Source organism: Streptomyces sp. NPDC028722 (assembly GCF_040637655.1).
Classification (GTDB): domain Bacteria; phylum Actinomycetota; class Actinomycetes; order Streptomycetales; family Streptomycetaceae; genus Streptomyces.
Genome location: NZ_JBEZWU010000025.1, coordinates 24,080 through 49,046 on the forward strand (window position 1 = coordinate 24,080; position 24,967 = coordinate 49,046).

The following is a 24,967-nucleotide window of genomic DNA, read 5'->3' on the forward strand; positions in this document are numbered from 1 at the left end:
TATTCGGTCGGCGACGTGATGTCGGTCCGCGAAAGGAGGGCCCCATGGCACGCAGCACCGCGCGTCCCGTCGTCCGGCTGACCTCGGAGGCCGGAACGGGCGTCACCTATGTGACGCGCAAGAACCGACTCAACGACCCCGACCGGCTGGTCCTGCGCAAGTACGACCCGGTCGCCGGGCGGCACGTCCTCTTCCGTGAGGCGCGCTGACCCCGGCCCGCGTCGGCCCCAGGACCGCTGAGAGGAAGGACAACCCCATGAGGCCCGGAATTCATCCCGTATCCCGCCCGGTCGTCTTCCGCGACCGTGCCGCGGACGTGGCGTTCCTGACCCGCTCCACCGCCGGCTCGGACCGGACGGTCGAGTGGGAGGACGGCGTCACCTACCCGGTGATCGACGTCGAGATCTCCTCGGCGAGCCACCCGTTCCACACCGGCACGTCCCGCGTGCTGGACACCGAGGGCCGCGTCGAGCGCTTCCAGCGCCGCTACGGCCGTACCACGCCGGCCCGCAGCTGAGGAGCCGGCACCCGTCACGAAGGGAGAGGACGCGGATGAAGGTGCGTAAGTCCCTGCGCGCGCTGAAGTCCCGGCCCGGCGCCCAGGTGGTGCGCCGGCGGGGAGTGACCTACGTGCTCAACAAGAAGGAACCCCGCTTCAAGGCCCGCCAGGGCTGAGCGGACAACCGCACACGCCGACGGGCCCGGCCCCCCAGGGGACCGGGCCCGCCCGCGTCCCGGCGCACCGTCGGACACCCCTCCCCGCATCCCGGGCGCCGCGACCTACCTGCTCACGATCTCCGGGCTCCGACCGCCCGGCCCGGCACCGGCCGTCGCCCCGCCCGCCGGGGATCAGGCCGGGCGGGGCGGCGGGGAAGGCGTCTCGTGGCCGGCGGTGGTCTGCCGGATCAGCTGGTCGACCACATCGGAGAGGCTGTGCCGGTGGCGGTAGGCCCTGCGCTGGCGGTCGGCACCGTTCCCCACGGTGGCGAGGCGTTCCCGTGCCGCACGGACCATGCGGCGTTCCCCCGGGGCGAGGGCCGGCAGGGCGGTGCGCCAGAGCCGGTCGAGGTGCACGGCCGCGGGTTCCAGCCGGCCGGTCCGCTGGTCGACGGCCCGGCCCCGGATGCCGTCGCGGGCGGCGCGCCAGTACGCGGCCCGCAGCAACTCGGGCTGCGGGCGCGGGGCGGGCCGCCCGTCCCGTACGGCCGACAGGGCGGCGCCGGCCAGGCCCTTGACGGCCCCGGCGAGGAGCAGTGTGTCGTCGACCGTGGGCGCGGCGTCGGCGACACGGATCTCCAGGGTGGGCACGTGATGGGAGGGACGGATGTCCCAGTACAGCCCTCCGCGGTCCAGGAGCGTCCCGCCGGCCATGAGCCGGCCGACGAGGTCCTCGAAGTGGGAGACGGACTCGAAGTACGGCGGGGCGCCGGCCACCGGCCACCGCCCCCAGGTGAGCGTGCGCCAGCTGTCGTAACCGGTGTCCTGCGCCTCCCAGTACGGCGAGTTCGCGCTCAGCGCGATCAGCACCGGCAGCCAGGGCCGCAGATGGTTGCCGACCTTGAGCGCGGTGGCCAGGTCGGGGATGCCGACGTGGACGTGGCATGCGCAGACGGTCTGCTCGTGGTCCAGGGCGCGGAAGGTCGCCAGACTCTGGGCATAGCGGGCCCCGGCGGTCAGCGGCGGGGGACCGTGCCGCCCCAGGACCGGCGTGCCGCTGGAGATGATGCGCAGCCCGAGGCGGGCGGCGGCGTCCGCCACGGCCCGGCGTGTCCCGCTCAACTCCGCCCCCAGACCGGCCAGGCTGCCGTGCGGATCGGTGCGCACCTCGATCTGGAACCGGGTGAGTTCGGTGGTGACCCGGTCGCCGAGCCGCTCCGCGGCCTGCGCCACGACCTTGTCCGCCCGCGTGCTCAGCTCCCGGGAGACCGGATCCACCAGCAGATACTCCTCCTCCACACCGACCGTGAGCGCGGGCGCGCTGCCTGATCCCTGTGACGTGCTGCTGCCGCTCGCCGGCGAGAGTCGCGCGCCGGTGGATGTCCACGTCTCGCTCTCCATGGGCATCAGTGTGACCCCGCGGCCACGATGCCGGGGCGCACAAGTCGGCCAAGCGGCCGACGCCCCCCGGGTTGACCGAAGACCGCGAACGATCCGTCCGGCCTGCGTCAAGGAGACGGACAAGCGGTTCACCGTCCGGCGTGGCGCTCGCGGCAGGTGTTTCGGTCATCGGGACAGCAACGGCTGGGGCAGGTGTGCGTCCGACCCGTCACCGGCGGGGCGTGGCCCGGGCGACGCGCCGGGTGCTGCCCGCGATCACGCGAGGCGAACGAGCCGCACGCGGGTGTCCACCAGGGGGACGGTGGTTACCTGGCCACCAACGGCGGAGCGGGCGGAGGGGGCGCGAGATACGGCGTGTCCACCGCGAACGTCGCCAACCGCGGGCCCGGCACGGGGACCTGGGAGATCGTGTCGGGGCCGTGCCGGCCCACGGGAGCGCCGGTCCGCAGCGGAGACGTCGTCGCCACACCGACGTGACTTTCTGGAAGGTGCTCCCCGTCAGCTGACACAGCCGGTGGCTGAGGACCCAGCGGGCCGGCACAGGCAGAGCCGCTCGAAATCCGGTCGCGGACGGTGACACGGTCCGGCACCCTCCGCGTGTGGACCGTCTGACGGAGATCGCCGGCCGGCTGGCCGAGGTCAGGGGTGTCGTGGCGGTGGCCCTCGGCGGCAGCCGGGCGACGGGGGCAGCCCACCCCGACTCCGACCACGACCTGGGCCTGTACTACCGGCCGCCCCTGGACACCGACGCCCTGCGGCTCCTCGCGGCCGAACCGACCGGCACGTCGGTCGACGTGACCGAACCCGGCGGCTGGGGACCGTGGGTGGACGGCGGGGCCTGGCTGACCGTCGACGGCCACCGCGTCGACCGGATCTACCGTGACCTGGACCGGGTGCGCCGGATCTGGGCGGACTGCCAGGAGGGACGCTTCGAGGTGGGCGCTCAGCCCGGCCATCCACTGGGCGTCTACTCGCACACGTACGTCGGCGAGGTGACCGTCGGACGCGTCCTCGCCGACCCCGGCGGCGAGCTCCGGGCCCTGCGAGAGCGGACACGCCGTTACCCGGAACCGCTGCGCGAAGCGCTCATCGCCGACGCGCGGTGGGAGGCCCCGTTCATCCTGGCGGCCGCCCGCAAGGGAGCGGCGCGCGGTGGCAGCTTCTACGTCGCCGGCTGCCTCTTCCGCGCGGTCGGCCTCCTCGTGCACGCCCTGCACGCCCACGCGCGCTCCTGGGTGCTGAACGAGGAGGGCGCGGTCCGGGCCGCGGGAGACCTCCCTGCCGCCGTCCCCGGCTTCGCCGCGCGGGCGCACGGGCTGTTCGCCGCACCCGGCACGACCCCGGACACCCTCCGCACCGCACTGGACGCGGCGGACGCACTGGCCGCCGAGGTCTGCGGACGGCTCACCTCCTGACGGCAGCCCCACCACGGCCCGCCGGAGCCCCGGCAGGCAGGCCAGGGCTCCTGGGCGGCGAGGACGCCGGTCGCGGGGGCGCGGAGGTCACTTGGTCGCGCCCTGGGCGAAGCCGTTGTAGATGTACCGCTGAAGGAAGAGGAAGACGAGGAGGGTCGGCAGGATCACCAGGATCGCGCCGGCGGAGATGTCCTCCCAGTGCGCGCCGAACGGCCCCTTGAAGCGGAACAGCGCGGTGGAGATGGTGCCCAGGTCCTCGGACGGCATGTAGAGGAACGGTATGTAGAAGTCGTTGTAGACGGTGATGCCCTTGATGATGACGACCGTGGCGATCGCCGGTTTCAGCAGCGGCAGGATGATCTTCCAGTAGATGGTGAAGGTGTTCGCCCCGTCCAGGCGCGCGGCCTCGTCGAGGGAGACCGGGATGCCCCGGATGAACTGGAGGAAGATGTAGATCGAGACGATGTCCGTCCCCATGTAGAGCAGGATCGGCGCCCAGATGCTGTTGAACAGCCCGAAGCTGTTGACCACCTGGAAGGTCGCGACCTGTGTGGTGACGCCGGGTACCAGGGTGGCGACCAGGAACAGTCCCATGATCGGCTTCTTCGCCCGGAAGTCGAAGCGGTCGATGGCGTACGCGGTCATCGAGCCGATGATCACCGTGCCGGTGATGGAGAACAGCAGGATGAAGGTGGTGTTGGCGAAGGCGGACAGCATCTTGCCGTCGCTGAACGCCGTCGCGTAGTTGCCGAGGTTCAGCCAGTCGCCCGGCAACGACAGCGCCCCGCCGTCCGAGACCTCCTCGGAGGTCTTGAGGGAGGTGAGGAAGACGACGACGAGCGGTATCAGCACGACCAGGGAGGCGAGGACCAGCGACAGGTAGGTCAGTGCGGGTGCGATCCGGCGGCGGGCGGGCAGGGGCGTGGTCATACGAGGTCCACCTTCTCGTCGGGCACGAGGCGGCGCTGGATCCAGGTGATCACCAGGATGATCAGAAGCAGGACGACGGCGGCCGCCGAGGCCAGGCCGGTCTTGTTGAACTGGAAGGCGAGTTTGACCGTCTGGATGACGAAGGTCGTCGTGCCGGTCGCGCCGCCGGTCATGATGTAAGGGATCTCGAACACGGACAGGGATCCGGAGACCGCCAGGATGACGCTCAGGCTGACCACCGGCCGGATGCCCGGGGCGATGATGTGCCGGAACTGCTGCCAGCGCGTGGCCCCGTCCAGCTGGGCCGCCTCGTACAGCTCGCCGGGGATCGACTGGATCGCGCCGAGGAACAGGACGAAGTTCAGCCCGCTGAAGCGCCAGACGGACACGCCCGCCAGGGAGGTGTTCGCCGAGGAGGGGTCACCGAGCCAGGCGTGCCCGGAGCCGGCGCCGAACCAGGACAGCACCGAGTCGAGCGTGCCGCCGTCCTGGAAGAAGTACAGGAAGACGAAGCCGATGGCCACGCCGTTGATCAGGTAGGGGAAGAACAGGATCCCCTTGAACAGGTTCCGGAACCGCAGGTCGAAGCTGAGCACGGTCGCGAAGTACAGGGCGATCACGATCTGCACGGCCGACGCGGCCAGGTAGTAGAAGCTGACGAAGAACACCCGGAACAGCTCGGGACGGGTGAAGATCTGCTCGTAGTTGTCGACGCCGGTGAATCGGCGGTCGGGGCTGACGCCGTCCCAGTCGGTGAAGCTGTAGTAGATCATGTTGCCCACGGGCACGTAGGTGAACGTGACCAGCAGGACGAGGGGTACGGCCAGGAAGAGCCACGGGGTGAGCCGGCGCAGGACGCGCCCGCCCCGGCGTCCCCCGCCACCGGCGGGTGTCCCGCGGGGCGGCGGGGCGGTGCCCGGCACCTTCGCGGGCGCCGTGCGGGTCGTCTCGGTCATGTCGGGCCTTTCGTCTTGGCGGGTGGGCGACGGGCGGTGGCCCCGTCCGGCGCGGACGGGGCCGGTACCGGCGTCCGGCCGGGCCGGGAGTACGGGCGCCGCTCAGGAACCGGCCGTCCCGGCCGCCTCGTTCCACCGCTTGTCGAGGTCCGCGAAGTAGCCGTCGAGACTGCCGTGCTGCGCGCCGCGGGCGAGGTCGACCAGCTTCTGTCGGTAGTCCGGCTTGTTCAGGCCGATCTCGGCGGCGTTGTCGATCGTGTTGACCTCACCGGTCTTCGCCTCGGAACGCTCCAGGAAGGTGACATCGTTGTCAACGAAGTCCTTCAGGGTGCCGGGCATGGGAGCGGACTTCAGGGCCGGCACGGCGCCCTCCTTCGCCGAGTAGCCCGACTTCTCGGTGAACCAGTCGATCCAGGCCCGGGCGGCGGCCTTGTGCGAGGAGTGGATGTTCACCGCCTGCTGGTAGTCGCTGGCGAGGACGGCGCAGTACTTGCCGCCCTTCTGCACGGGGAAGGGCATGAAGCCGATGTCGGCGGGGTCGGTGCCGGCCTTCTTCGCCGCGTCCCGCATCTGCGTGATGGCCCACGAGCCGAGCTGCATGGTGGCGACCTCGCCCTGGGCGATCAGCCCCTTGGACGCCTCCCAGTTGGTCGTGCTGGGGTCCTTCTCGGACAGGCCGCCCTTGACGATGTCGTACAGCAGGGAATCGATCGTGTTCAGTTCACCGCCCCGCTTCCACGGGGAGACGGCGCCGGCGAGCTTGTCGCCGGCCCGGGCGTCGCAGGTGACGGAGCCGACGTTGTTGGTCCAGGCGGTCAGCGGCCAGCCGTCCTTGAAGTTCGTGTAGTACGGCAGGGCGTCCGTCTTCGCCCTGACGGCCTTCAGGTCGGTGAGGAACTCCTGCGGCGTGGCCGGCCACTTGGTGATGCCGGCCTTCTTCCAGACGGCCTTGTTGTAGAGGAAGCCGTTGGCCGTGCCGAACTGGGCGATGCCGTAGACCTTGCCCCCGACATCGGTCTTGTCGCTGAACCGGTACCTGGCGCTCAGGTCGGCCGTGGTGCCCAGCGGGGCGAAGAACTTCGGGTAGTCGTCCTTGGCCACGGCGGCCGGGATCATGAGGACGTCGCCGTAGTCCTCGGTGTTCATCCGGATCTTGACCTCGCCCTCGTAGTCGGTGAGGGCCTCGAACTTCACCTTGACCTTGGGATAGGTCTTGTTGAACTCGCCGGCATACCTGGCCATCGTCCCGTTCTGGACGAGGTCGGTACGGGCCGTCAGCACCTTGATCGTGCCCGCCGCGTCGGCCGGGTCGGCAGGCGCCTCAGCGGTCTCGGTGGAGGCCGGGCCCCCGCCACCGCAGCCCGCGACGGTCAGTATCGCGGTCGCCAGAAGTGCCCCGGTGAGTGCCTTCTTGTTCCCCATGTGCCCAGCTCCTTCAGGTTTGCGGCTCAGCTCTGTGAGTGGGATGTCGGCACTATGTCAGCCCCTGGTGAACCGGTAAAGCTGAAATTTCGCGCACGATGCGCAATTGTTACCGACCGGTGGGCCGTGCCACCCATGACGTGGCACTACCGCGCGCAAGTTTGCTCGGGGAAGCAACTAGACCGGTTTATGGACAGTGCGCAGATCAGCGCGTTAGGTTGTCCGCCGTTGTCCCTCGCACGGCCTGAGTCAGGCGATTGGAGCCGCACCATGAAGGACGTCACCCCGCTCACCGGGGGCTGGAGCCTGCGTCACGGGGAGGACCTGCTGGAGGCCCGGGTGCCCGGCTGCGTCCACACCGACCTGCTGGCGGCCCGGGCCATCCCGGATCCTTTCCTCGACCGCAACGAGGGCGACGTCGCCTGGGTGGGGCGCCGCGCCTGGACCTATGTCCGCCACCTCGGCCACGACAGCGTCCACGAGCGCACCGATATCGTCTTCGAGGGTCTCGACACGGCCGCGTCCATCACCCTGGGCGGCCGCCCCGTCGGCACGACGCGCAACATGCACCGCGGTTACCGGTTCGACGTCACGGGCCGCACCGGTGAGCTGGAGGTCCGCTTCGCCTCCGCCTACGACGAGGCCGCGGCCGTCCGCGCGGTCACGGGGGAGCGGCCCAACGTGTATCCCGAGCCCTCGCAGTACATCCGGAAGATGGCGTGCAACTTCGGCTGGGACTGGGGCCCGACCCTGGTGACCGCGGGCATCTGGCGGCCGGTCCGGCTGGAGCACTGGTCCACCGCGCGCATCGCCCGGGTGCGCCCCCTGGTCACCGTCGACGGCGGCACCGGCCGGGTGGAGGTGCGGCTGGAACTGGAGCGCACCCCGCAGGGGCGGGGACGCGCGCTGCGCGCCGAGGCCCGGGTGGCCGGCCTCCGCGCCGAGACCGACGTCACCGGCGACACGGCGGTGCTGCGCCTCGACGTCCCCGACCCGCGCCTGTGGTGGCCCCGCGGCTACGGCGAACAGCCCCTGTACGACCTCGACATCACCCTCGGCGACGAGGGCGGCCCGCTCGACACCTGGCACCGCCGGATCGGCTTCCGCACCGTCGAGGTCGACCACTCGGCCGACGAGCACGGCACCGGCTTCACCCTCGTCGTCAACGGCGTACGGATCTTCGCCCGCGGCGTCAACTGGATCCCCGACGACGCCTTCCCGTCCAGGATCACCCCCGAGCGCTACCGCACCCGCCTCACCCAGGCCGCCGACGCCAACGTCGACCTGGTGCGCGTGTGGGGCGGCGGCATCTACGAGGACGACGCCTTCTACGACGCCTGCGACGAACTGGGCCTCATGGTCTGGCAGGACTTCCTCTTCGCCTGCGCCGCCTACCCGGAGGAGCAGCCGCTGCGCGGGGAGATCGAGGCCGAGGCTCGCGACAACGTTGTCCGGCTCATGCCACATGCCTCGCTGGTGCTGTGGAACGGCAACAACGAGAACCTCTGGGGCTTCCGCGACTGGGACTGGGAGGAACCGCTGGCCGGCGACTCCTGGGGCGAGGGCTACTACCTCGGGCTGCTGCCGCGCATCGTCGCCGAACTCGACCCGACCCGCCCCTACACCGCCGGCAGTCCCTGGTCCGGCTCCTGGGACCATCACCCCAACGACCCCGCCCACGGCACCCACCACTCGTGGGAGGTGTGGAACCGCCAGGACTACGCCGAGTACCGGGCGAACGTGCCCCGCTTCGTCGCGGAGTTCGGCTGGCAGGCGCCGCCCGCGCTGACCACCCTGCGCCGTGCCCTGCCCGGTGAGGAACTCGCCCCCGACTCCCCGGGCATGCTCCACCACCAGAAGGCCGAGGACGGCAACGGCAAGCTGAACCGTGGCGTCGCCCGCCACTTCCCGCTGCCCGAGGGCGACTTCGACCGGTGGCACTATCTGACCCAGCTCGTCCAGGCCCGCGCGGTCGCCGCGGGCATCGAGCACTGGCGCGCCCACTGGCCGGTGTGCGCGGGAACGATCGTCTGGCAGCTCAACGACTGCTGGCCGGTCACGTCCTGGGCCGCCATCGACGGCGACGGACGCCCCAAGCCGCTCTACCACGAGCTGCGCCGCGTCTACGCCGACCGGCTCCTCACCCTCCAGCCGGACCCCGGCGGCCTCGTGCTCGCCGCGGTCAACCAGTCCGACGGACCCTGGCGTACGACGGTGACGCTGCGGCGGGTGGAGGCGGACGGCACCGTGGTCACCGAGACCCTCCACGACCTCACCGTGGCCCCCCGTTCCGTCGCCCGGACCGCGGTGCCCGCGGCCCTGGTACCGGACGAGCAGTCCGCCAAGGAGTTCCTGGTCGCCGACGCGGAAGAGGGGGCCGGGAGCGGGGATGGGCTGCGTGCCCTGCACTTCCCCGTCCCCGACAAGGACTTCGCCTACCCCCGGCCGCGCTACGACGTCACGCTGGAGCCCGTGCCCGGCCAGGGAGATAGAGTCGACGTCGTGGTGAGCGCCCGTACTATCGTCAGAGACCTCCTGCTCCAGCCCGACCGGCTCGGCCCGGCCGCCGTCTGCGACCGGGGCCGGCAGACCCTGCTGCCCGGCGAGCGGACGCGTATCCGGGTCCAGGGCTGCGGCCCCGTCACCGCAGACGCCGTCATGGCCGCCCTGTTCTGCGTGGACGTGGTGTGAGCGCCTCCCCCCAGCGCGTCACCATCAAGGACGTCGCGGCCCGGGCCGGGGTGTCCAAAGGGGCGGTGTCGCTCGCGTTCAACCACAAGCCCGGTGTCTCACAGGCCACCCGCGAGCGGATCTTCGCGGCGGCCCAGGAACTGGGCTGGGCGCCCAGCGCCACCGCCCGCAGCCTGTCCAGCCGACGCGTCGACATCGTCGGGCTGGCCCTGTGCCGGCCCGCCCGGCTGCTCGGTCTGGAACCGTTCTACATGGACTTCATCTCGGGCATCGAGAGCGTCCTGGCGGAACGGTCCTGCTCGCTGCTGCTGCGCCTGGTGCGCGACCTCGACGAGGAGATCGCGGTCTACCGGGAATGGTGGCGCGGCCGGATGATCGCCGGCGCGATCCTGGTGGACTTCCGCGAGGACGACCCCCGGGTGCCCTCCCTCCAGGGCCTCGGCCTGCCCGCGGTCGCGGTCGGCCACCCCTCCCTCACGGGCTCCTTCCCCGCGGTGTGGACGGACGACGCGTCCGCGGTCGCCGAGGCCGTCCGCTACCTGGCGGCCCTGGGCCACCGGCGCGTCGCCCGCGTCGGCGGCCCGGCCGACCTCGGGCACAGCGCCATCCGGGCCCGCGCCTTCGCCGCCACGATCCGGGAACTGGGCCTGGAGGAGGGCCGGCAGATCGCCACCGGCTTCGACGAGAAGGAGGGCGCCCGCGCCACCCGCAGCCTGCTGCTCGCCGCCGACCGGCCCACCGCGATCGTCTACGACAACGACATCATGGCGGTCGCGGGGGCGGGCGTCGCGGCGGAGATGGGGTTCACCGTCCCCGACGATCTGTCGCTCGTGGCGTGGGACGACTCGCAGCTGTGCCGGATCACCCACCCGGCGATGACGGCCATGAGTCACGACGTGCACCACTTCGGCGCCGAGGTGGCGCGGGTGCTCTTCGACGTGGTCAACGGCACGCGCACCGGCGGCCATCAGGTGCCGACGCCGTCCCTGACCCCGCGCGGCTCCACCGCACCGGCGCCCGGAACGGCCGCGTGACGATGCCGGAGGGCCGTGTCCGGTGCGGACGCGGCCCTCCGGCACACCGGGGGAGCGGTGTCAGCTCTTGGTGCAGGTGCCGCCGTTGAGGGTGAAGGCGGCCGGGACGCCGTTGCTACCGGTGGAGGAGCCGTTGAACCCGAAACTCACCGTGGAGCCGGCCGGGATCGTCTCCGTCCAGGACTCGTTGCTCGCCCGGACCTCGCTGCCCTGCTGAACGGCCTTGGCGTTCCACACCGAGCTCAGCTTCTGGGCGCCCGGGAAGGCGAAGGCGAGCTGCCAGCCCTGGACGGCCGTCGTACCGGTGTTGCGGATGGTGACGTCCGCGTTGAACCAGTTGCCCCAGTCGCTGAGGCTGTAGCTGACCGCGCAGCTTCCGGTGGCCGGACCGCTGTCGGTGAACACGCCGGCTTCCTTGGCGGTCTGCTTGATGCCGTCGGCGCCGGAGAAGATCCGCTGTCCCCAGGCGGTGAGCCGGGAGGCGTCGAACCCGGTGGCCATGTCCAGGTACTCGACGCCACCGCCGTTGCCGCTCCAGGACCAGCCGAGGTAGCCCACACCGAGTTGCCGCGCGGTGGACATGATGGCGTCCTCGTCGGGGTCACCGTCGGAGTGCATGTTGCCGAACTCGCCGACGACTATGGGGAGATGCTGGGAGGTGAACCGCTGGAGGTAGCTCTTGACCTTGTCGGCGGTGTTGAACACGCCGTACATGTGGATCGAGAACACCGTGTTGCGGTCGGGGTCCGCCGCGAACACCTCCGCGGCGTGGTCGCGCATCGTGAACGACCAGTCCTGGCCCCAGTTGGGGGCGTCGACCATGAGCGTGTGACGGAACCCGGCGGCCCGCATGCGGGCCACGGCGTTCTCGGTGTCGGACGTCCACGACGCGTACCCGGTGTTGCCGTAGGGCTCGTTCCCGATGTTCAGGACGACGTACTTCTCCTGGCCCTGCACCGCGGCCTTGACGCTGGTCCAGTAGTCGACGGCGCGGGAGAGGGACACGGCTCCGTCCTGTTCGCCGTAGCCGGTGGTGTCGTGCGCCTCCAGGACGCAGACGAGCCGGTTCGCCTTGCACTGCGCGACGACGGACGCGACGTCGGCGGTGTCGTTCTTCGCCCAGCGGTCACCGGTGGCGAGCACGACGCGCACCGAGTTGGCGCGCAGCGCCTTGATGTCCTTCAGGGCCTGCGCCGTCCTGGTGGGATACCAGGCGTGGGCGTGGTTCACACCCCGCAGGACGAAGTCCTTGCCGGTCACGTCCAGCAGCCGCCCGTCGGCGACGTGGAAGCCCGGCGCGGCCTGCGTGTCCGCCTGCGCGGGGGCCGGCGCGGCCAGTACCGAGGCGGCGAGGGCCAGCAACGCTCCCGCCGCGGTGGCCAGTGACTTTCTCATGACTGCTCCCAGGATGGTGGCTCGTCCGTCCGGTCCGGCGGTGTTCCGGCGGTCCGGAAACGCGAGGAGCGAGCCGGTCGGATCCCGCTGCCCGGGCATTGGTTCGCGGCTCACCGGGCAGCGGGACGGCAGACCGCCGAAGAGGGACACCCACGAGACCTCGCCAGGAAATGGGTGGCTCGAAATCCCTTGCGTCGACGGCTGGGAGAGAGGCTAGAACGAGACTGTCACGGAGACAACCGTCCGAACCAAACCGGTTAAGTTTAGTTGTGGTTCAGTCCACGTCGAAGATTCACCCCAACGCGGCGCCTATCTGATTGGCTGAACAAAACCGGTTTAGTGCACGAGCGTAACCCACCTCGCCGCCACGCTCGAGAGGGATCACCGGCACCTCCGCCCGCCCGCCTCTCCAGGCCGCCGCAGCCTGCCATCACACTTCGCGTTCATATGCATGCTTATAGTGACTGTCTGGATCGTCTCCGTAGTCTGTGAAAAGGGAGTCGTATGGACGTCATGGCCGCGAGGGACCGCGTCTTCCGCACGCTGGATGCGGACGGCGACGGCGTGATCACCCGGGACGAGTACCTGACCCGCCCCGACCGGGCGGCGGCGCGGCTGGGGCGCGGCGTCAACGACCCCCTCGTCGCCGTCGCCCGCAGCCGGCACGAACGCGTCTACGACTCCATGGACGCGGACGGAGACGGCAGGGTGACCTTCCAGGAGTACGCGGCCTGGGCCGGCGCCCACACCTTCGACGACGTCTGCCGGCAGGCTCTGGGGTCCCTGTTCGACCTCGCCGACACCGACGCCGACGGCATGCTGGACCGCGAGGAGTTCACCCGGTTGCGGGAGGTCCTGGGCAACAGCGCCGGCAACGCGGGCGAGGCGTTCGACGCCCTGGACGCCGACGGCGACGGACGCGTCGACCGCGACGAGTACCTCTCCGCCATCCGCGCTTTCGTCAGCGAGGGCGCGTCGCCCATGTACGACGCCCTGGTCGCCGTCCGCTGAACCGGGCCGGCGGAGGCCGGCGGAAGATCCGTACAACCTCTACGGCAACGCACGACCGGCTGGTCAGCGGCTACACCCACCGGTTCATGAACGACGGCAACGGCTACCGGACCGTCAGCGGGCCGACGGTCACCTGACGCCGCTCCGGCCAGGCTTCTACGTCTTCGAATCACGCGCCCTGGACCGCTACGGCAGCCCGGGCCCCTTCACCAGCATCGATTTCAAGGTCGCCTGACCGCTTGGCCGTTGCGACAAGGTGACCGCCCGTCCCTTCAGCGGCTAAGGTCTGCGTCAGGCCCTTCCTCAAGCTTCAGCGGTCCCCGGTTCTGCCGGGGGCCGGCCGGTTTGAGAGAGGAACTTCCTTTGAGCAGTGCCAAGGAGAAGAATTCTCGGTGGTCCCGCGTCCTGGACGTGGCAACCCAGGTCATGGCCAATGCGGCAGGGGCTGTACTCGCCCAGGTCGTCATCGTCTGGCTCGGCCTGTAAGAGGAAGGGCCAGGGGCCGGACCAGGGGAGTACACCTGCCGGCCCCGCCACTGCCTTCCCGCCCGGACGCCTCCGTCCGTCAGTCCTTCACGGCTCCGCCCAGGCCGGAGACCAGGCGCCGCTGCACGAGTACGAAGAACACCAGCACCGGCACGGTCATCACCGTGGACGCCGCCATGACGCCGCCCCAGTCCGGCTCGTCGGGCTTGTAGAAGACGAGCAGCGCCATCGGCAGGGTCGACTGGGAAGTGTCGCTGATGATGAACGACTTGGCGAACAGGAAGTCGTTCCAGGCGGAGATGAAGGAGAACACGCTCGTGGCCACCAGGCCCGGCAGGACGAGCGGAAGAAGGATCTGCCACAGGAACCGCGCGCGGCTCGCCCCGTCCAGGTACGCGGCCTCCTCCAGCGACTCCGGCACGGCCTTCACAAACCCCCGCAGCATCCAGATGGCGAACGGCAGTGAGAAGGCGATGTGCGGCAGGATCAGCGAACCCAGCGTGTTCAGCTGGCCGAAGTCGCGCATGAGGAAGAACAGGGGGATGGTGAGCGCCTCCACCGGCACCATCTGTGCCACCAGGAACATGATCAGCAGGGTGGTGCGGAAGCGGAACCGGAAGCGGGTCACGGCGGTGGCGGCCAGGAAGGCGATCAGCGCGGAGGCGACGACGACACTCACCGCGACGACGAGGCTGTTGACGAAGTACCGGCCGAACTCGTGCTGTTGGAACACGCGCCGGAAGGAGTCCAGAGAAGGGGACGACGTCCAGGGCCGCGGCCGGGTGGACTCGATCTCCCCGGCCGGCCGGAACGCGCTGAGCACCATCCAGTACAGGGGGAAGGCGACGACCACAGCGGTCAGCAGCGCGGTCGCCTCGGCCGCCAGCCGCCAGGGGCGCCGCACAAGACCCCGTACAGAACGCACAGTTCCTCCTCCGCCGAGAGTCCCGCCCCTGCTCACAGTTCCTCCCCCTGGCGGCGCAGCAGCCGCAGATAGCCGAGCGTCACGGCGAGCAGGATCAGCAGGGTCACCACGCCGATCGCCGCACCCAGGCTGTACTGCGAGGACGCGAACGCCTTCTGGTAGGCGTAGACGTTCAGCACCAGGTTCTGGCCGGCGATGCCGCCGCCGTCGGTCATCACGTAGATCTGGGTGAAGACCTTGAAGTCCCAGATCACCGACTGCACGGTGACGATGACCAGGATGGGCCTGAGGACCGGCGCCAGCACCGAGCGCCAGATCCGCCACTGCGAGGCGCCGTCCAGGGCGGCGGCCTCCAGGACCTCGCCCGGCACGGCGCGGATGCCGGCGTAGACGGTGACCATCACGAACGGGAAGGAGCACCACACCACTTCCAGCAGGACCAGCAGGAAGGCGCTGTAACGGCCGTAGGTCCACGAGAAGTCGCCGAGCCCGAGCAGCCGGTCGACCGGGCCGAAGTCGGGGTCGAAGAGGAACAGCCAGACCGTCGAGCCGGTGACCGTCGGTGTCGCCCATGCCCCCAGCGCGGCCAGCATCAGCGCGAGCCGCGGGACGGCACGGACACGGGTGAGCAGGACGGCGAGCGCGCAGCCCACCGCCAGCGTGGAAGACACACAGGCCGCGGCGAAGCCGATCGTCGCCAGCAGCACCTGCCAGAACTGGTCGTCGGCGAACAGCTCGGTGTAGTTGGCCAGGCCCCGGAAACTGGTCGGTGCACCACCGCTGACCTGGGCCTGGGTGTACTGGAGCACGGACATCAGACCGAGCTGGTAGACGGGGTAGACCAGCAGCGCGCCGAGGACGGCGAGGGCGGGCGCGAGGTAGAGCCACGGGGTCCAGCCCCCGCGCGGACGTGGCCTGCGGCGGGGCCGCACGGGCGTCGCGGCGGCCGGCCGGGCCACCCTGCGGGGGGTGGGACCGGCGACCGCCGTCCCGTCCGGCCCGGCCGCCTCCGGCCGTCCGGCGGTGGTCGTCGGTCCGCTCCGCTCCGGCGGCGGAGCGGCGTCGGTCGGCCTCGTCATCCCACGGACCCGAACGCGTCGTTCATCTTCTTCGCCGCCTCGGCGGCGGCGGCGGCCACGTCCTTCTTGCCGCTGACGATCTCCTGGAACATGGTCGGCAGCACCAGCGAGGAGTCGATCTGTGCCCACGCGGGCGAGGCCGGCACGAACTCGGTGCCGGCGGCGAGGGTCCGTACGAACGGCTTCACGAAGGGCTGCTTGGCCGCGGCCTGTTGCCGTACGTCCGCGAAGGTCGGCAGAAAGCCCATGGCGTCGAAGAGCCTGCCCTGCGTCCGTTTCGACGCCAGCCGCTTCATCAGGTCCACGGCGAGGGTGCGGTGCGACGTGCTCTTCAGGACGCCGATGTTGTTGCCGCCCGCGAACGCCGGCGCGATCGAGCCGGGCTTCACTCCCGGCAGCGGCACCACCGCGTACTTCCCCCTGACCTTCCCGGCCTCCACCGCGGCGTGGCTGAAGTCGCCGCCGATCGCCATGGCCGCCTTGCCGGAGGCGAAGGCGGTCACCGTGTCGTTCCCGCCCATGCCCGCGCACTTGGCGGCGGGACAGTTGTCGTCACCGAAGAGCGAGGTGTACGCCGCGATGCCCCTCCGGGCGGCGGGGCTGTCGATGACGGAGGCGTACGAACCGCCCTTGCCGGTGGCCAGTTCACCGCCGCGGGCCCAGATGAACGGCATCGCGCCGTACGTGTAGGCGCCGCCGACGGCGAGACCGTACAGGCCGGGCCGGGCCGCCCGGACCCGTTTCGCGGTGGAGATCAGTTCGGCCTGCGACCTCGGTACGCCGAGGCCGAGTTCGCCGAGTATGTCGGTCCGGTAGTACAGGGCCCGGACACCGACGAAGTACGGCGCCCCGTAGACCTTGCCGTCCACGGTGACCGACTGCCGGGCGGTCGGATCGGTGTCCTTGGCCTCGCTCCAGGCGTTGAAGTCCCGGGTGACGTCGGCGAGTCCGCCGTCCCGTACATAGCCGGCCGTGTCGGTGTTGCCGTACTCGATCACGTCGGGCGCGGACTTCGGGTCGTTGAAGGCGGCCTTGATGCGCTGGGCGCGGGTCTCCACGGGGATGTACTCGACGGTGACCCGGGCATCCTTGTGTGCCTTCTCGAAGCCGGCGAGGACCGCGTCGACGACGCGCTGTTTGGGCCGGTTGTCGACCTCCTGGAAGAGCCAGACGCGCAGGGTGCCGGTCTTCTCGTCCTTGCCGGCGGAGGAGTTGCCGACGGTCCCGGGTGCGCAGGCGCTGACCAGGGTGACGGCGAGCGCGGTGAACCCGGCAAGACGGACGGACAGCTTCATGGAGTGCCTCCGGTGCAGTGTTGCAACATGTGCAATGATGGTTTCGCTCTGCACAACACCTGGGAGGCTAAGGACCCCATGAACACACCCACAAGAGGTCTCGACCACCTCTCAACCACTCTGTGACCGGCAGACGCACACCGTGCAACGCCCGACCGACACAAAGGCCGCAGAGCGCGCGAAAGCTGCCGTCGCGCGGGTAGCAACCTCCCCGGTGGGTCAGCGGCGTGGCCGGGCGGGCCGGCCGGTTCCTGCCCGAGCTCGTCCTTCCGCACCTTGAGCTTGCGCCACACCGTGCCGAGGGCTTCGATGGTGCCGACCTCGCCGCCGGCCCGGCGGTCGGCCCCTGCTCCGACGCCCTGCGCCGCTACATCGACCGCACCACCGAGCAGTTCCGGGCCGGCAATGCCCAGACCTCGGCGGAGGCGGTCACCGAGGGCCGCCACGCCGCCCGGCCCGCCTTCCGGAGCCAGACCTCCGGCTGGGCCCGCACCCTCGTAGGCACCAAGCTGGCCGACGTCGACGGCTCCGCGGTCCAGAGCCTCACGGCCACCTGGATCGCCTGACCGACCGTGCGGGGGGGTTCAGCCGACGGGAGCGCCGAACCACCTGGCCAGCCGGCCGAGCAGATCCTGCTGGTCCTCTCCGGCCCACGCGACGTGTCCGTCCGGCCGCAGCAGCACCCCGGGCACGTCCAGCTCCTCGCTGACGTCCACGACGTGGTCGACCCGGCCCGCCCAGCCCGCCACGGAGAGGCGGCCGGTCCGGTCGAGCAGGAGGCCGCGCCCGTCGTGCATCAGCTCGTACAGGCGCCCCCGCTTCAGCCGCACATCACGCAGCCGCCGGCCCAGCAGCTCGTGTCCCTCCCCGAAGTCGTAACGGACATCGACCGCGGTGATCATCCCCGTCACGTACCGGTTCACCTCCTCGAAGTCCATCAGCTTCGTGAACAGTTCACGCAGCGCCGTCGCCCCCGGATCGCTCCCCAGCAGTGTCATCTGCGCGCGCGTGCCGGCCAGGACGCGGGCACCCACCGGATGCCGTTCGGTGTGGTAGCTGTCCAGCAGCCCCTCCGGCGCCCAGCCGTTGACCGTGGCGGCCAGCTTCCAGCCGAGGTTGAACGCGTCCTGGACGCCGAGGTTGAGCCCCTGCCCGCCGGCCGGCGGGTGGATGTGCGCAGCGTCGCCGGCCAGCAGGACCCGGCCGACCCGGTAGCGCTCGGCCTGCCGGGTGGCGTCGCCGAACCGGGACAGCCAGCGCGGCGAGTGCACGCCGAAGTCGGTGCCCGCGTAGGCCCGCAGCTGCTTCCTGAAGTCGTCGAGGGTCGGCGCGGCCGTGCGGTCCTCGGCCACCCCCTCGGCGGGTACGCCGATGCGGTACACCCCCTTGTTGCCGTCCACGTCGGGGGTGGCGCCGAACCGCAGCTGGGTCCTGCGCACCCGGGTGACGACGGCGGCGATCGTCGCCGGGTCCTCGGACACCTCCATGTCCCCGAGCAGCGTCTCGACCGTGGCCGGCTCGCCGGGAAAGGCGACACCGAGTCGCTTGCGCACCACACTGCGGCCTCCGTCGCACCCGACGAGGTAGCGCGAACGCAGACGGGTGCCGTCGGCCAGCTCGACGGTCACGCCGTCCTCGTCCTGGGTCAGCCCGGCCACCTCACGGCCACGCCGGATCTCGGCACCGAGTTCGTGGGCGCGCTCCTCGAGCAGCTGTTCGGTGGCGCGCTGCGGGATGGCGAGGCCGTACGGGTGAGCCGTGTCCAGCCGGTCCGGCCACGGTGTGACGATGCCGCCGAAGAGGCCGCCGACCTTGAACTTCTCACTGACCGCGAGGAACCGGTGAAGCAGGCCGCGCTGGTCCGTCAGCTCGACGCTTCGGGTGTGCAGGCCCCGACCGCGGGACTGCCTGGTCGGCTCGGTCAGCTTCTCCAGCACGACCACGTGCACACCGTGCAGCCGCAGTTCGCAGGCCAGCATCAGGCCGGTCGGTCCGCCACCGACCACGATCACGTCCGTCATCAGAACACCATTCGATGAGAGTGGATTGCGTCGGCCGGTCCCTCACCGACCTCGGGACACGCGCGTGCCCCTTGGCGAGCGGTGTCCCGTTTCCGCAGGTCCGGGCCTTGGCCGGCCATTCTGCGGGAACGCCGGGGCCTTGCCGCAAGCCCCTGGGTGCGCTATAAGTTGAGAGTGGCAAGGAGTCAGAATCCTCCTTGCCTTTCGTCATTTCCGGCCCCCGGTGACGCCCGCCCGCAGCCGATGCCACCCGCCGGACCTCCCGGTCACTCCGCATGGCGGACAACCAGATCCGTCCGTTCCGGGTAATGCGGTAGAGAACGCCACCGCCGGTGGCCGACGAACACGAGGATTGGATGCGCGACAACGCGGGCACCGGCGGGCAGGCCCCCGGCCACGGCACACCTTTGCGGGGGCGCGTCGCCGTCGTCACCGGAGCCGCCCGCGGAGTCGGCGAAGCGCTCGCCCGACGCCTGTCCGGCACCGGGATGAAGGTGGCGCTGCTGGGCCGCGAAGCGGAAACCCTGCGGCAGGCCGCCGCCACCCTGCCCTCGCCGAGCATCTGCGTCGAAGCGGACGTCACCGACCGTGCCGCGCTCGACCGTGCCGCCCGGCAGGTCGCCGAACAGCTCGGCCCGGCCAGCGTGCTCGTGGCCAACGCGGGCATCGCCGTCGGCGGCCCGTTCAGCCGCACGGAAGCCGGCCTCTGGCAACGGGTCATCGACGTCAACCTGATCGGCGCCGCCAACACCGCCAGGGCCTTCCTGCCCCAACTCACCCGCACCCGAGGCTACTTCCTCCAGATCGCCTCCACCGCGGCCTTCGGTTCCGCACCCATGATGAGCGCGTACTGCGCCTCCAAGGCAGGCGTGGAATCCTTCGCCCAGGCCCTGCGCGGCGAAGTCGAACCCGACGGCGTCTCCGTCGGCATCGCCTACCTGCACTGGACCGGCACCGACATGATCAGCGGTATCGACGACCACCCCGTCCTGCGAGCCTTGCGCCAGAACCAGCCCTGGTTCGCACGCCGCGTCCACACCCCGGCGCAGGTGGCCGACTGGCTCACCACCGGCGTCCTGCACCGCGCCCACCACATCTACGCCCCGCCGTGGCTGCGCTGGTGCCAGCCCCTGAGACCGCTCTTCCCCGCCCTCGTCGCCCGGCTCGCCCGACGTGAACTCCGGGCCCTCTCCGGCACGGAACTCACGGACGACGTGGGAGTCCTGGGCGCCGGAGGCCGCGCCGACTGGGACGCGTACTCCTCGGCCGCCCACCCGCGCCCCGGCCCCCAGCAGTAGCAACCGACGTCCACCTGGAGACACTCCCGCTGTACGGCGTCTTCGCCGGCGGTGTCCCGGAACGTGTCCCGGCGGAGCGGAAGGAGCCGTCCGCCCGTTGACGTAGCGTGGCCGGGAAGGAAGTGGGCAGCGACTCCAGCAGCCGGGGGACCGATGAGGGATCGTACGGAAGCGGTCGAATCGAGGGAGCAACTCGCCGTGGTCTGGCGGGCCTTCGTGCTCGACCGCGACGCGGACGCCGATGTGCGGGACCTTCCTGGTATCGCCGTCCGCTGGGCCGACTGCCGGTTCCCCTTCTGGAACTGCGTCACACTGACGGACGTCGACGCGGACACCGCGCTCCTCGGGCGCCGCCTGGGCCGGGCCGCGGACATCATGCGCGCCAAGAAGCGTCCCGGCTTCCTGTGGCTCTTCGAGGACCTCCTCGGCGACGCGGCGCGCGAGCAGGTGCGGACGGCGGCCGGGCGGGCGGGCCTCGCGTACGCCTTCTCCGGCACCGGCATGGCCGGCGACTTCCTCCCCGTCCCCGAACCGTCCCACCCCGATCTCACGTTCGTCCGCGTGAGCACGGACGAACAGCTCCGGGCGTACGCGGACCTGAACTCACGCGCCTACGGCTTCCCGCTGGAGGACGGCCGCGACGGGCTGCACGGCTCCACGGCGTGGAAGAACCAGGTGCATGCCTACCTGGGGCTACGGGACGGAGTCCCGGTGACGTGCGCGGGAACGGTGGAGGCGGACGGCCGGCTCTTCGTCGCGCTCGTCGCCACGGCCCCGGAGTGGGAGCGCAGGGGCTACGGCGAAGCGGTGACGCGAAAGGCCCTGTACGAGGGTGCCCGCGCCACCGGCCTGACCCGCGCCACCCTGCACGCGACCGCGGCCGGGGCTCCCGTGTACCCCCGCATCGGCTTCCGGCCGAATTCGCCGGTGCACTTCTACGCCCTGAGCCAGCCGCCGGCCCCCCACGGCTGACAGGCACCGCGGCGGTCGCCCGGGGGCACCGGTCCCGTCAGCCGGGCTGGGCGACGGTCACCGCCCGGTACCAGCGGTAGCTGTCCTTCGGGGTGCGCTCCTGGGTGGCGTAGTCGACCCGGACGATCCCGAACCGCCTGCCGTAGCCGGAAGCCCACTCCAAGTTGTCCAGCAGTGACCGTACGTAGCAGCCCCGGACGCCCACGCCGGCGTCCATCGCGTCCCGCAGCGCGGTGAGGTGGTCGCGCAGGTAGGCCACCCGGCGGTGTCGTGCACCGCTCCGTCGGGGCTCACCTCGTCGTCCTCCGCCGAACCGTTCTCCGTGAGGTGCACGGGCGGCAGTGTGTCCCGGTGCCGGGCCCTGAGCCGCACCAGCAGGTCGGTGAGGGTGTCGGGGAGGGGTGATCCGGCGCGGCACGCGGTCCCCGAGGTGCTCGGCGACCACTGCCGTGTACTCGGCGAACCGCTCCGCACTCTCCCGTACCCGCCGGCCGCCCCGGTCCTCCAGCGCCTGCGGCAGGTCCCGGTGGTAGAGGGTGGCGGCCGGTTCGATGCCGGCCGCGAGCAGCTCGTCGACCAGCCGGGAGCAGAAGCGCAGCCCCTCGGTGTTCACCGGGCCGCTGCCGTCCGGCACGACACGCGTCACTTGACGGAACCGCCGGTGATGCCGGCGGCGATGTACTTCTGGGCGAGGACGAGGAGGAGCGCCGCCGGCACCGCGGACAGGACGGACGCGGCCATCACCGAGCCCCAGTCGCCGACGTGCGCGCCGATGTACTGGTAGATGCCGAGCGTGACCGGCTTGACGTCGTCGGTGGTGTTCAGGGTCAGGGCGAACATGAAGTCGCTCCACGCGAACAGGAACGCGAACAGGCCGGAAGTGATGAGCGCGTTTCGGCTCATCGGCAGCACCACCCGCACGAACGTCCGCACCGGCCCGGCACCGTCGATCTGCGCCGCCTCGATCACCTCGCCCGGGATCGACAGCATGAAGGACCGCATCAGCACGATGGAGAACGGGATGCCGAGCGAGGAGTCCGCCAGCATCAGCCCGAAGTAGGAGTTGACCAGACCCAGCTCGACGTACGAGTCGTACAGCGCGTTGGCGATGACGATGCCCGGGACCATCTGTGTGATCAGCGTGCCGAACACGATCGTCCGTGTGCCCCGCAGCCCGAACCGGGCCAGCCCGTACGCCGCCGGCGCGGAGACGGCCAGGCAGAGGACGACCGCGCCGAGCGAGACCGCCAGGGAGGTCAGCAGGTGCCCGCCCTGGTCACCGAGGGCCTTGGAGAAGCCGGACAGGTCCGGACGGCTCGGCACCGGATCGACCCGGAGCAGTCCCGAGGCGGGCTGGAGGGCGGTGTCGAGCATCCAGTACAACGGGAAGAGCATCACGCACAGGATGAGCACTCCGGCGAGGGTGGAACCCCAGCGGCGCCCGGATGTCGTGGGCGTACGAGTGGCCATGGACGTCACTTCCCCTCGCTGCGGCCGGCCCGCAGGTAGATCACCGCGAACACCGCGGAGACGAGTATGAGGACGTTGCCGACGACCGCGCCCGCCCCGAAGTCGAGTTGCACGAACGAGCTCTGGTAGGTCAGCGTGCCCAGGGTCTGGGTGGCGTCGGCCGGTCCGCCGTCGGTGAGCGCGAGGATCAGGTCCAGGATCTTCACCGTCGACATGAAGCCCAGGACCAGGACGACGGTGATCACCGGCCTGAGCATCGGCAGGGTGACGGAACGGAACGTCCGCCAGGCCGAGGCGCCGTCCAGCGAGGCCGCCTCGTACAGCTCCGCGGGGATCTCCTGGAGCCCGCCGTAGAGGATGACCATGTTGAACGGGACGCCGATCCAGATGTTGACCAGGATCACCGACAGCAGGGCCAGGTGGGGGCTGGTCAGCCACGGGGTGTGGCCGCCGAGGCCGAGCGTGTCCAGGAACGAGTTCAGTACGCCCGTGTCCTGGTCGAGGATCCGCCGCCACACGATGCCGGACACCACCATGGGCACCAGCCAGGGCAGCAGGATCAGCGACCGCAGGACGCCGTTGAGCGGGAACCTGCGGCTGAAGAACACCGCGAGCGCGAGACCGGCGCAGAACTGCCCGAGCAACGATCCGGCGGTGAACAGGAGCGTGTGCCACAGTGCCTCGCCGAAGAGGGCGTCCCGCAGGACGTGCGACCAGTTGTCCACGCCGTTGAAGGGAGCCTTGCCGGTGAAGAACGTCTGCGGCGTGTAGTGCTGGAAGCTCATCACGACGTTGCGGACCAGCGGGTAGCCGAAGAACAGCAGCATGAAGACGACCGCGGGGGCGACGAACCCCCACTGGGCCAGGCGGCGGCGCAGGCGCAGCCGTCCCGGATCGGGGGCGCCGGCCGCCCGGCTCGCCGTGGAGGGCGCCGGGACGGTGACGGTGGACGTGGTCATGTGCGCGTACCTCAGTTCCCGCTCGTGGCCCGCTGCTGGGCGCGTGTCAGGGCGGCCTTGCTGGACTCGCCGGTCAGTGCGGACTGGAAGGCGCTCTGGAGGGCGAGCGACACGCCCGGCCAGCCGGCGCCCAGCCGGGCCGTGCGGGAACGGGCCGTGGCCACCTGGTCGGCGAGGGCGTCCAGCTCGGGCACCCGCCCGCGCCACACGGCGGCGGCCTTCTCGGCGGCCGGCACCATCCTGCTGTTGAGCGCGTACGTCAGCTGCTCCTTCTCGCCGGACAGACAGGCCACGATCCGCCCGGCCATCCTCTCCCTCGCCCCGTCCCCGGTGTTCGGGACCGTGAGAACCGCACCGCCGAGGGGTCCCACCGACCTCTCCCCGGTCTTCGGCACGGGGATCCGCGCGATGCCCCAGTGCAGCGACTTGTCGGTGTTCAGCGTCTCCACCTGCCACGGGCCGTTGATCATCATAGCCGCGTTGCCCGCCATGAACTGGTCGTTGACGTCCGCCTGCGTCCAGCCGACCGTCGACCTCGACAGCGAACCGTCGTTCAGTAGGTCTTTCCAGAAGTCCAGCGCCTCCACGACCCGCGGCCCGTCGAGGTGTCTCTCGTCACCGCCGTTGGACCACATGAACGGCGTGAACTGGAAGACGCCGTCCTCGGCGCCCCCCGCGCTGAGGGCCAAGCCGTACCGCCTGCCGTGGGTCAGCTTCTTCGCCGTCGCACGCAGCTCGGCCCAGGTACCCGGGACCTTCAGGCCTGCCCTGGCGAGGGCGTCCTTGTCGTAGAACAGCGCGAGCGTGTTCACCGAGCGGGCCGCGCCGTAGTACGTGCCTCGGTAGGAGCCGAAGTCGACGATACCCCGGGGGACGCCGTCGGTGCGCAGGCCCAGGGTCCTGAGGTCGGTCAGCCCGCCGGCCTCGGCGAACGTCGGCATCTCGGAGGCGTCGAACTGGACGATGTCGGGCAGCGACCTGGCGGACGCCATGCGCAGCGCCTTCGTCATCACCTGCGCGGCCGGGACGCTCTGCTGTTCGAGGCTGACGCCCAGCCGACGGCCGCAGCGGGCCATCGCCTGGGCGTCCCAGCGGTGGTAGGACTCGTCGGTCGAGGAGTTCATCACGGTGTAGACGTCGCTGTCGCGCTGCGAGCCGCATCCGGTCAGGGCCGCCCCGGCGACCAGGACGCAGACGGCGGCGAGTGGTGTCACCGCCCTGCGGGAGCGTCCGCGGCGCGCGGCAGCCGGAGTGGGTGCTGTCACGGTGGGTGCCCTTGCGTGGAAGAAGGAGGACCGGTGTCAGCGGGCGCCGCACGGGTGACGACGGACTCTGGTGAAGCGCTTCGACATGTCGCGGCCCTTGCTGTCGTGTCGTCGGCGTCCTCGCCGGTGATTTTGTTTGCTGCGATGACTAATACGTCAGAACCCGGCCGTCCCGCTAGCCCCGTGCACGGATCCCTTTTCCTGGCCCCCGCGGCGACGCCTCCCGGGCAAGTCCGCATAAGACCAGTTCACGCCGGGTGTGCGAGGTGTCGCACGCCGACAGCG

The 24,967-nt window shown here is 70.9% G+C and carries 23 protein-coding genes and 1 pseudogene; 11 read left to right on the forward strand and 13 right to left on the reverse strand.

The window, feature by feature from the left end:
- Positions 1-44 precede the first annotated feature (44 nt).
- Genes rpmG through ykgO form a run of 3 tightly spaced genes read left to right on the forward strand, consistent with a single transcriptional unit; the run spans position 45 to position 675 of the window.
- Entirely contained in the window at positions 45-209 is a 165-nt protein-coding gene (rpmG, locus tag AB0F03_RS29710) for a 50S ribosomal protein L33 (protein ID WP_361997374.1), read from the forward strand.
- A gap of 47 nt (positions 210-256) precedes the next feature.
- Positions 257-517: a type B 50S ribosomal protein L31 gene (locus AB0F03_RS29715; RefSeq protein ID WP_361997376.1), complete on the forward strand. Its 261-nt coding sequence runs from the start codon at positions 257-259 to the stop codon at positions 515-517.
- Between the two features lie 35 nt (positions 518-552).
- Entirely contained in the window at positions 553-675 is a 123-nt protein-coding gene (ykgO, locus tag AB0F03_RS29720) for a type B 50S ribosomal protein L36 (RefSeq protein ID WP_121785362.1), read from the forward strand.
- A gap of 174 nt (positions 676-849) precedes the next feature.
- Here ykgO and AB0F03_RS29725 read toward each other — a convergent pair whose 3' ends face one another.
- The gene (locus AB0F03_RS29725) at positions 850-2,058 is read right to left on the reverse strand and encodes a glutamate--cysteine ligase (RefSeq protein ID WP_361997378.1); all 1,209 of its coding nucleotides are present in this window, start codon (positions 2,056-2,058) and stop codon (positions 850-852) included.
- A gap of 599 nt (positions 2,059-2,657) precedes the next feature.
- Between AB0F03_RS29725 and AB0F03_RS29730 the strand changes: the two genes are divergently transcribed.
- On the forward strand, positions 2,658-3,473 hold the full coding sequence (locus AB0F03_RS29730) for a nucleotidyltransferase domain-containing protein (protein ID WP_361997380.1): 816 nt from the start codon (positions 2,658-2,660) through the stop codon (positions 3,471-3,473).
- 87 nt (positions 3,474-3,560) lie between these two features.
- On the opposite strand, the gene AB0F03_RS29735 is transcribed toward AB0F03_RS29730, so the two are convergent.
- From AB0F03_RS29735 to AB0F03_RS29745, 3 genes are all read right to left on the reverse strand, one after another.
- Positions 3,561-4,403 (reverse strand): carbohydrate ABC transporter permease, encoded by an 843-nt coding sequence (locus AB0F03_RS29735; RefSeq protein ID WP_361997382.1) that lies wholly within the window; start codon positions 4,401-4,403, stop codon positions 3,561-3,563.
- A complete protein-coding gene (locus AB0F03_RS29740) occupies positions 4,400-5,359 on the reverse strand; it encodes a sugar ABC transporter permease (RefSeq protein WP_361997384.1) in 960 nt (319 codons plus the stop codon). The genes AB0F03_RS29735 and AB0F03_RS29740 overlap by 4 nt, the downstream gene beginning before the upstream one ends.
- Before the next feature lie 102 nt (positions 5,360-5,461).
- On the reverse strand, positions 5,462-6,781 hold the full coding sequence (locus tag AB0F03_RS29745) for an ABC transporter substrate-binding protein (RefSeq protein ID WP_361997386.1): 1,320 nt from the start codon (positions 6,779-6,781) through the stop codon (positions 5,462-5,464).
- 270 nt (positions 6,782-7,051) lie between these two features.
- Here AB0F03_RS29745 and AB0F03_RS29750 point away from each other — a divergent pair, with 270 nt between their 5' ends.
- Positions 7,052-9,472: a glycoside hydrolase family 2 protein gene (locus AB0F03_RS29750; protein ID WP_361997388.1), complete on the forward strand. Its 2,421-nt coding sequence runs from the start codon at positions 7,052-7,054 to the stop codon at positions 9,470-9,472.
- Positions 9,469-10,506, forward strand: a complete 1,038-nt coding sequence (locus tag AB0F03_RS29755; protein WP_361997390.1) for a LacI family DNA-binding transcriptional regulator — start codon at positions 9,469-9,471, stop codon at positions 10,504-10,506. The genes AB0F03_RS29750 and AB0F03_RS29755 overlap by 4 nt, the downstream gene beginning before the upstream one ends.
- Before the next feature lie 60 nt (positions 10,507-10,566).
- Here AB0F03_RS29755 and AB0F03_RS29760 read toward each other — a convergent pair whose 3' ends face one another.
- Entirely contained in the window at positions 10,567-11,901 is a 1,335-nt protein-coding gene (locus tag AB0F03_RS29760; protein ID WP_361997392.1) for a cellulase family glycosylhydrolase, read from the reverse strand.
- 504 nt (positions 11,902-12,405) lie between these two features.
- Between AB0F03_RS29760 and AB0F03_RS29765 the strand changes: the two genes are divergently transcribed.
- Positions 12,406-12,912, forward strand: coding sequence for an EF-hand domain-containing protein (locus AB0F03_RS29765; protein ID WP_361997393.1), 507 nt, complete (start codon positions 12,406-12,408; stop codon positions 12,910-12,912).
- 363 nt (positions 12,913-13,275) lie between these two features.
- The gene (locus AB0F03_RS29770; RefSeq protein ID WP_361997395.1) at positions 13,276-13,398 is read left to right on the forward strand and encodes a hypothetical protein; all 123 of its coding nucleotides are present in this window, start codon (positions 13,276-13,278) and stop codon (positions 13,396-13,398) included.
- Between the two features lie 79 nt (positions 13,399-13,477).
- Here AB0F03_RS29770 and AB0F03_RS29775 read toward each other — a convergent pair whose 3' ends face one another.
- From AB0F03_RS29775 to AB0F03_RS29785, 3 genes are read right to left on the reverse strand one after another with little or no spacing between them, the layout of a single operon-like run.
- Positions 13,478-14,323, reverse strand: coding sequence for a carbohydrate ABC transporter permease (locus AB0F03_RS29775; protein ID WP_361997397.1), 846 nt, complete (start codon positions 14,321-14,323; stop codon positions 13,478-13,480).
- 32 nt (positions 14,324-14,355) lie between these two features.
- Positions 14,356-15,402: a sugar ABC transporter permease gene (locus AB0F03_RS29780; protein ID WP_361997398.1), complete on the reverse strand. Its 1,047-nt coding sequence runs from the start codon at positions 15,400-15,402 to the stop codon at positions 14,356-14,358.
- On the reverse strand, positions 15,399-16,697 hold the full coding sequence (locus tag AB0F03_RS29785) for an extracellular solute-binding protein (protein ID WP_361997400.1): 1,299 nt from the start codon (positions 16,695-16,697) through the stop codon (positions 15,399-15,401). Before AB0F03_RS29785 ends, AB0F03_RS29780 begins: the two co-directional genes overlap by 4 nt.
- Before the next feature lie 227 nt (positions 16,698-16,924).
- Between AB0F03_RS29785 and AB0F03_RS29790 the strand changes: the two genes are divergently transcribed.
- The gene (locus tag AB0F03_RS29790) at positions 16,925-17,263 is read left to right on the forward strand and encodes a hypothetical protein (RefSeq protein ID WP_361997401.1); all 339 of its coding nucleotides are present in this window, start codon (positions 16,925-16,927) and stop codon (positions 17,261-17,263) included.
- An 18-nt stretch (positions 17,264-17,281) separates the two neighbouring features.
- On the opposite strand, the gene rox is transcribed toward AB0F03_RS29790, so the two are convergent.
- The gene (gene rox, locus AB0F03_RS29795) at positions 17,282-18,718 is read right to left on the reverse strand and encodes a rifampin monooxygenase (RefSeq protein WP_361997403.1); all 1,437 of its coding nucleotides are present in this window, start codon (positions 18,716-18,718) and stop codon (positions 17,282-17,284) included.
- Positions 18,719-19,074: 356 nt separating this feature from the next.
- On the opposite strand from rox, the gene AB0F03_RS29800 reads away from it, so the two are divergent.
- The gene (locus AB0F03_RS29800; protein WP_361997405.1) at positions 19,075-20,016 is read left to right on the forward strand and encodes an SDR family oxidoreductase; all 942 of its coding nucleotides are present in this window, start codon (positions 19,075-19,077) and stop codon (positions 20,014-20,016) included.
- A 153-nt stretch (positions 20,017-20,169) separates the two neighbouring features.
- Entirely contained in the window at positions 20,170-20,988 is an 819-nt protein-coding gene (locus AB0F03_RS29805) for a GNAT family N-acetyltransferase (protein WP_361997406.1), read from the forward strand.
- Positions 20,989-21,025: 37 nt separating this feature from the next.
- Here the strand turns inward: AB0F03_RS29805 and AB0F03_RS29810 are convergent.
- The 4 genes and pseudogenes from AB0F03_RS29810 to AB0F03_RS29825 all read right to left on the reverse strand — a co-directional run.
- Positions 21,026-21,628: pseudogene (locus AB0F03_RS29810) on the reverse strand (family 1 glycosylhydrolase); the annotation flags it as partial.
- Positions 21,629-21,630: 2 nt separating this feature from the next.
- A complete protein-coding gene (locus AB0F03_RS29815) occupies positions 21,631-22,458 on the reverse strand; it encodes a carbohydrate ABC transporter permease (protein ID WP_361997408.1) in 828 nt (275 codons plus the stop codon).
- A 5-nt stretch (positions 22,459-22,463) separates the two neighbouring features.
- Positions 22,464-23,417 (reverse strand): sugar ABC transporter permease, encoded by a 954-nt coding sequence (locus AB0F03_RS29820; protein ID WP_361997410.1) that lies wholly within the window; start codon positions 23,415-23,417, stop codon positions 22,464-22,466.
- 11 nt (positions 23,418-23,428) lie between these two features.
- Entirely contained in the window at positions 23,429-24,682 is a 1,254-nt protein-coding gene (locus AB0F03_RS29825) for a sugar ABC transporter substrate-binding protein (protein WP_361997412.1), read from the reverse strand.
- Positions 24,683-24,967 lie beyond the last annotated feature (285 nt).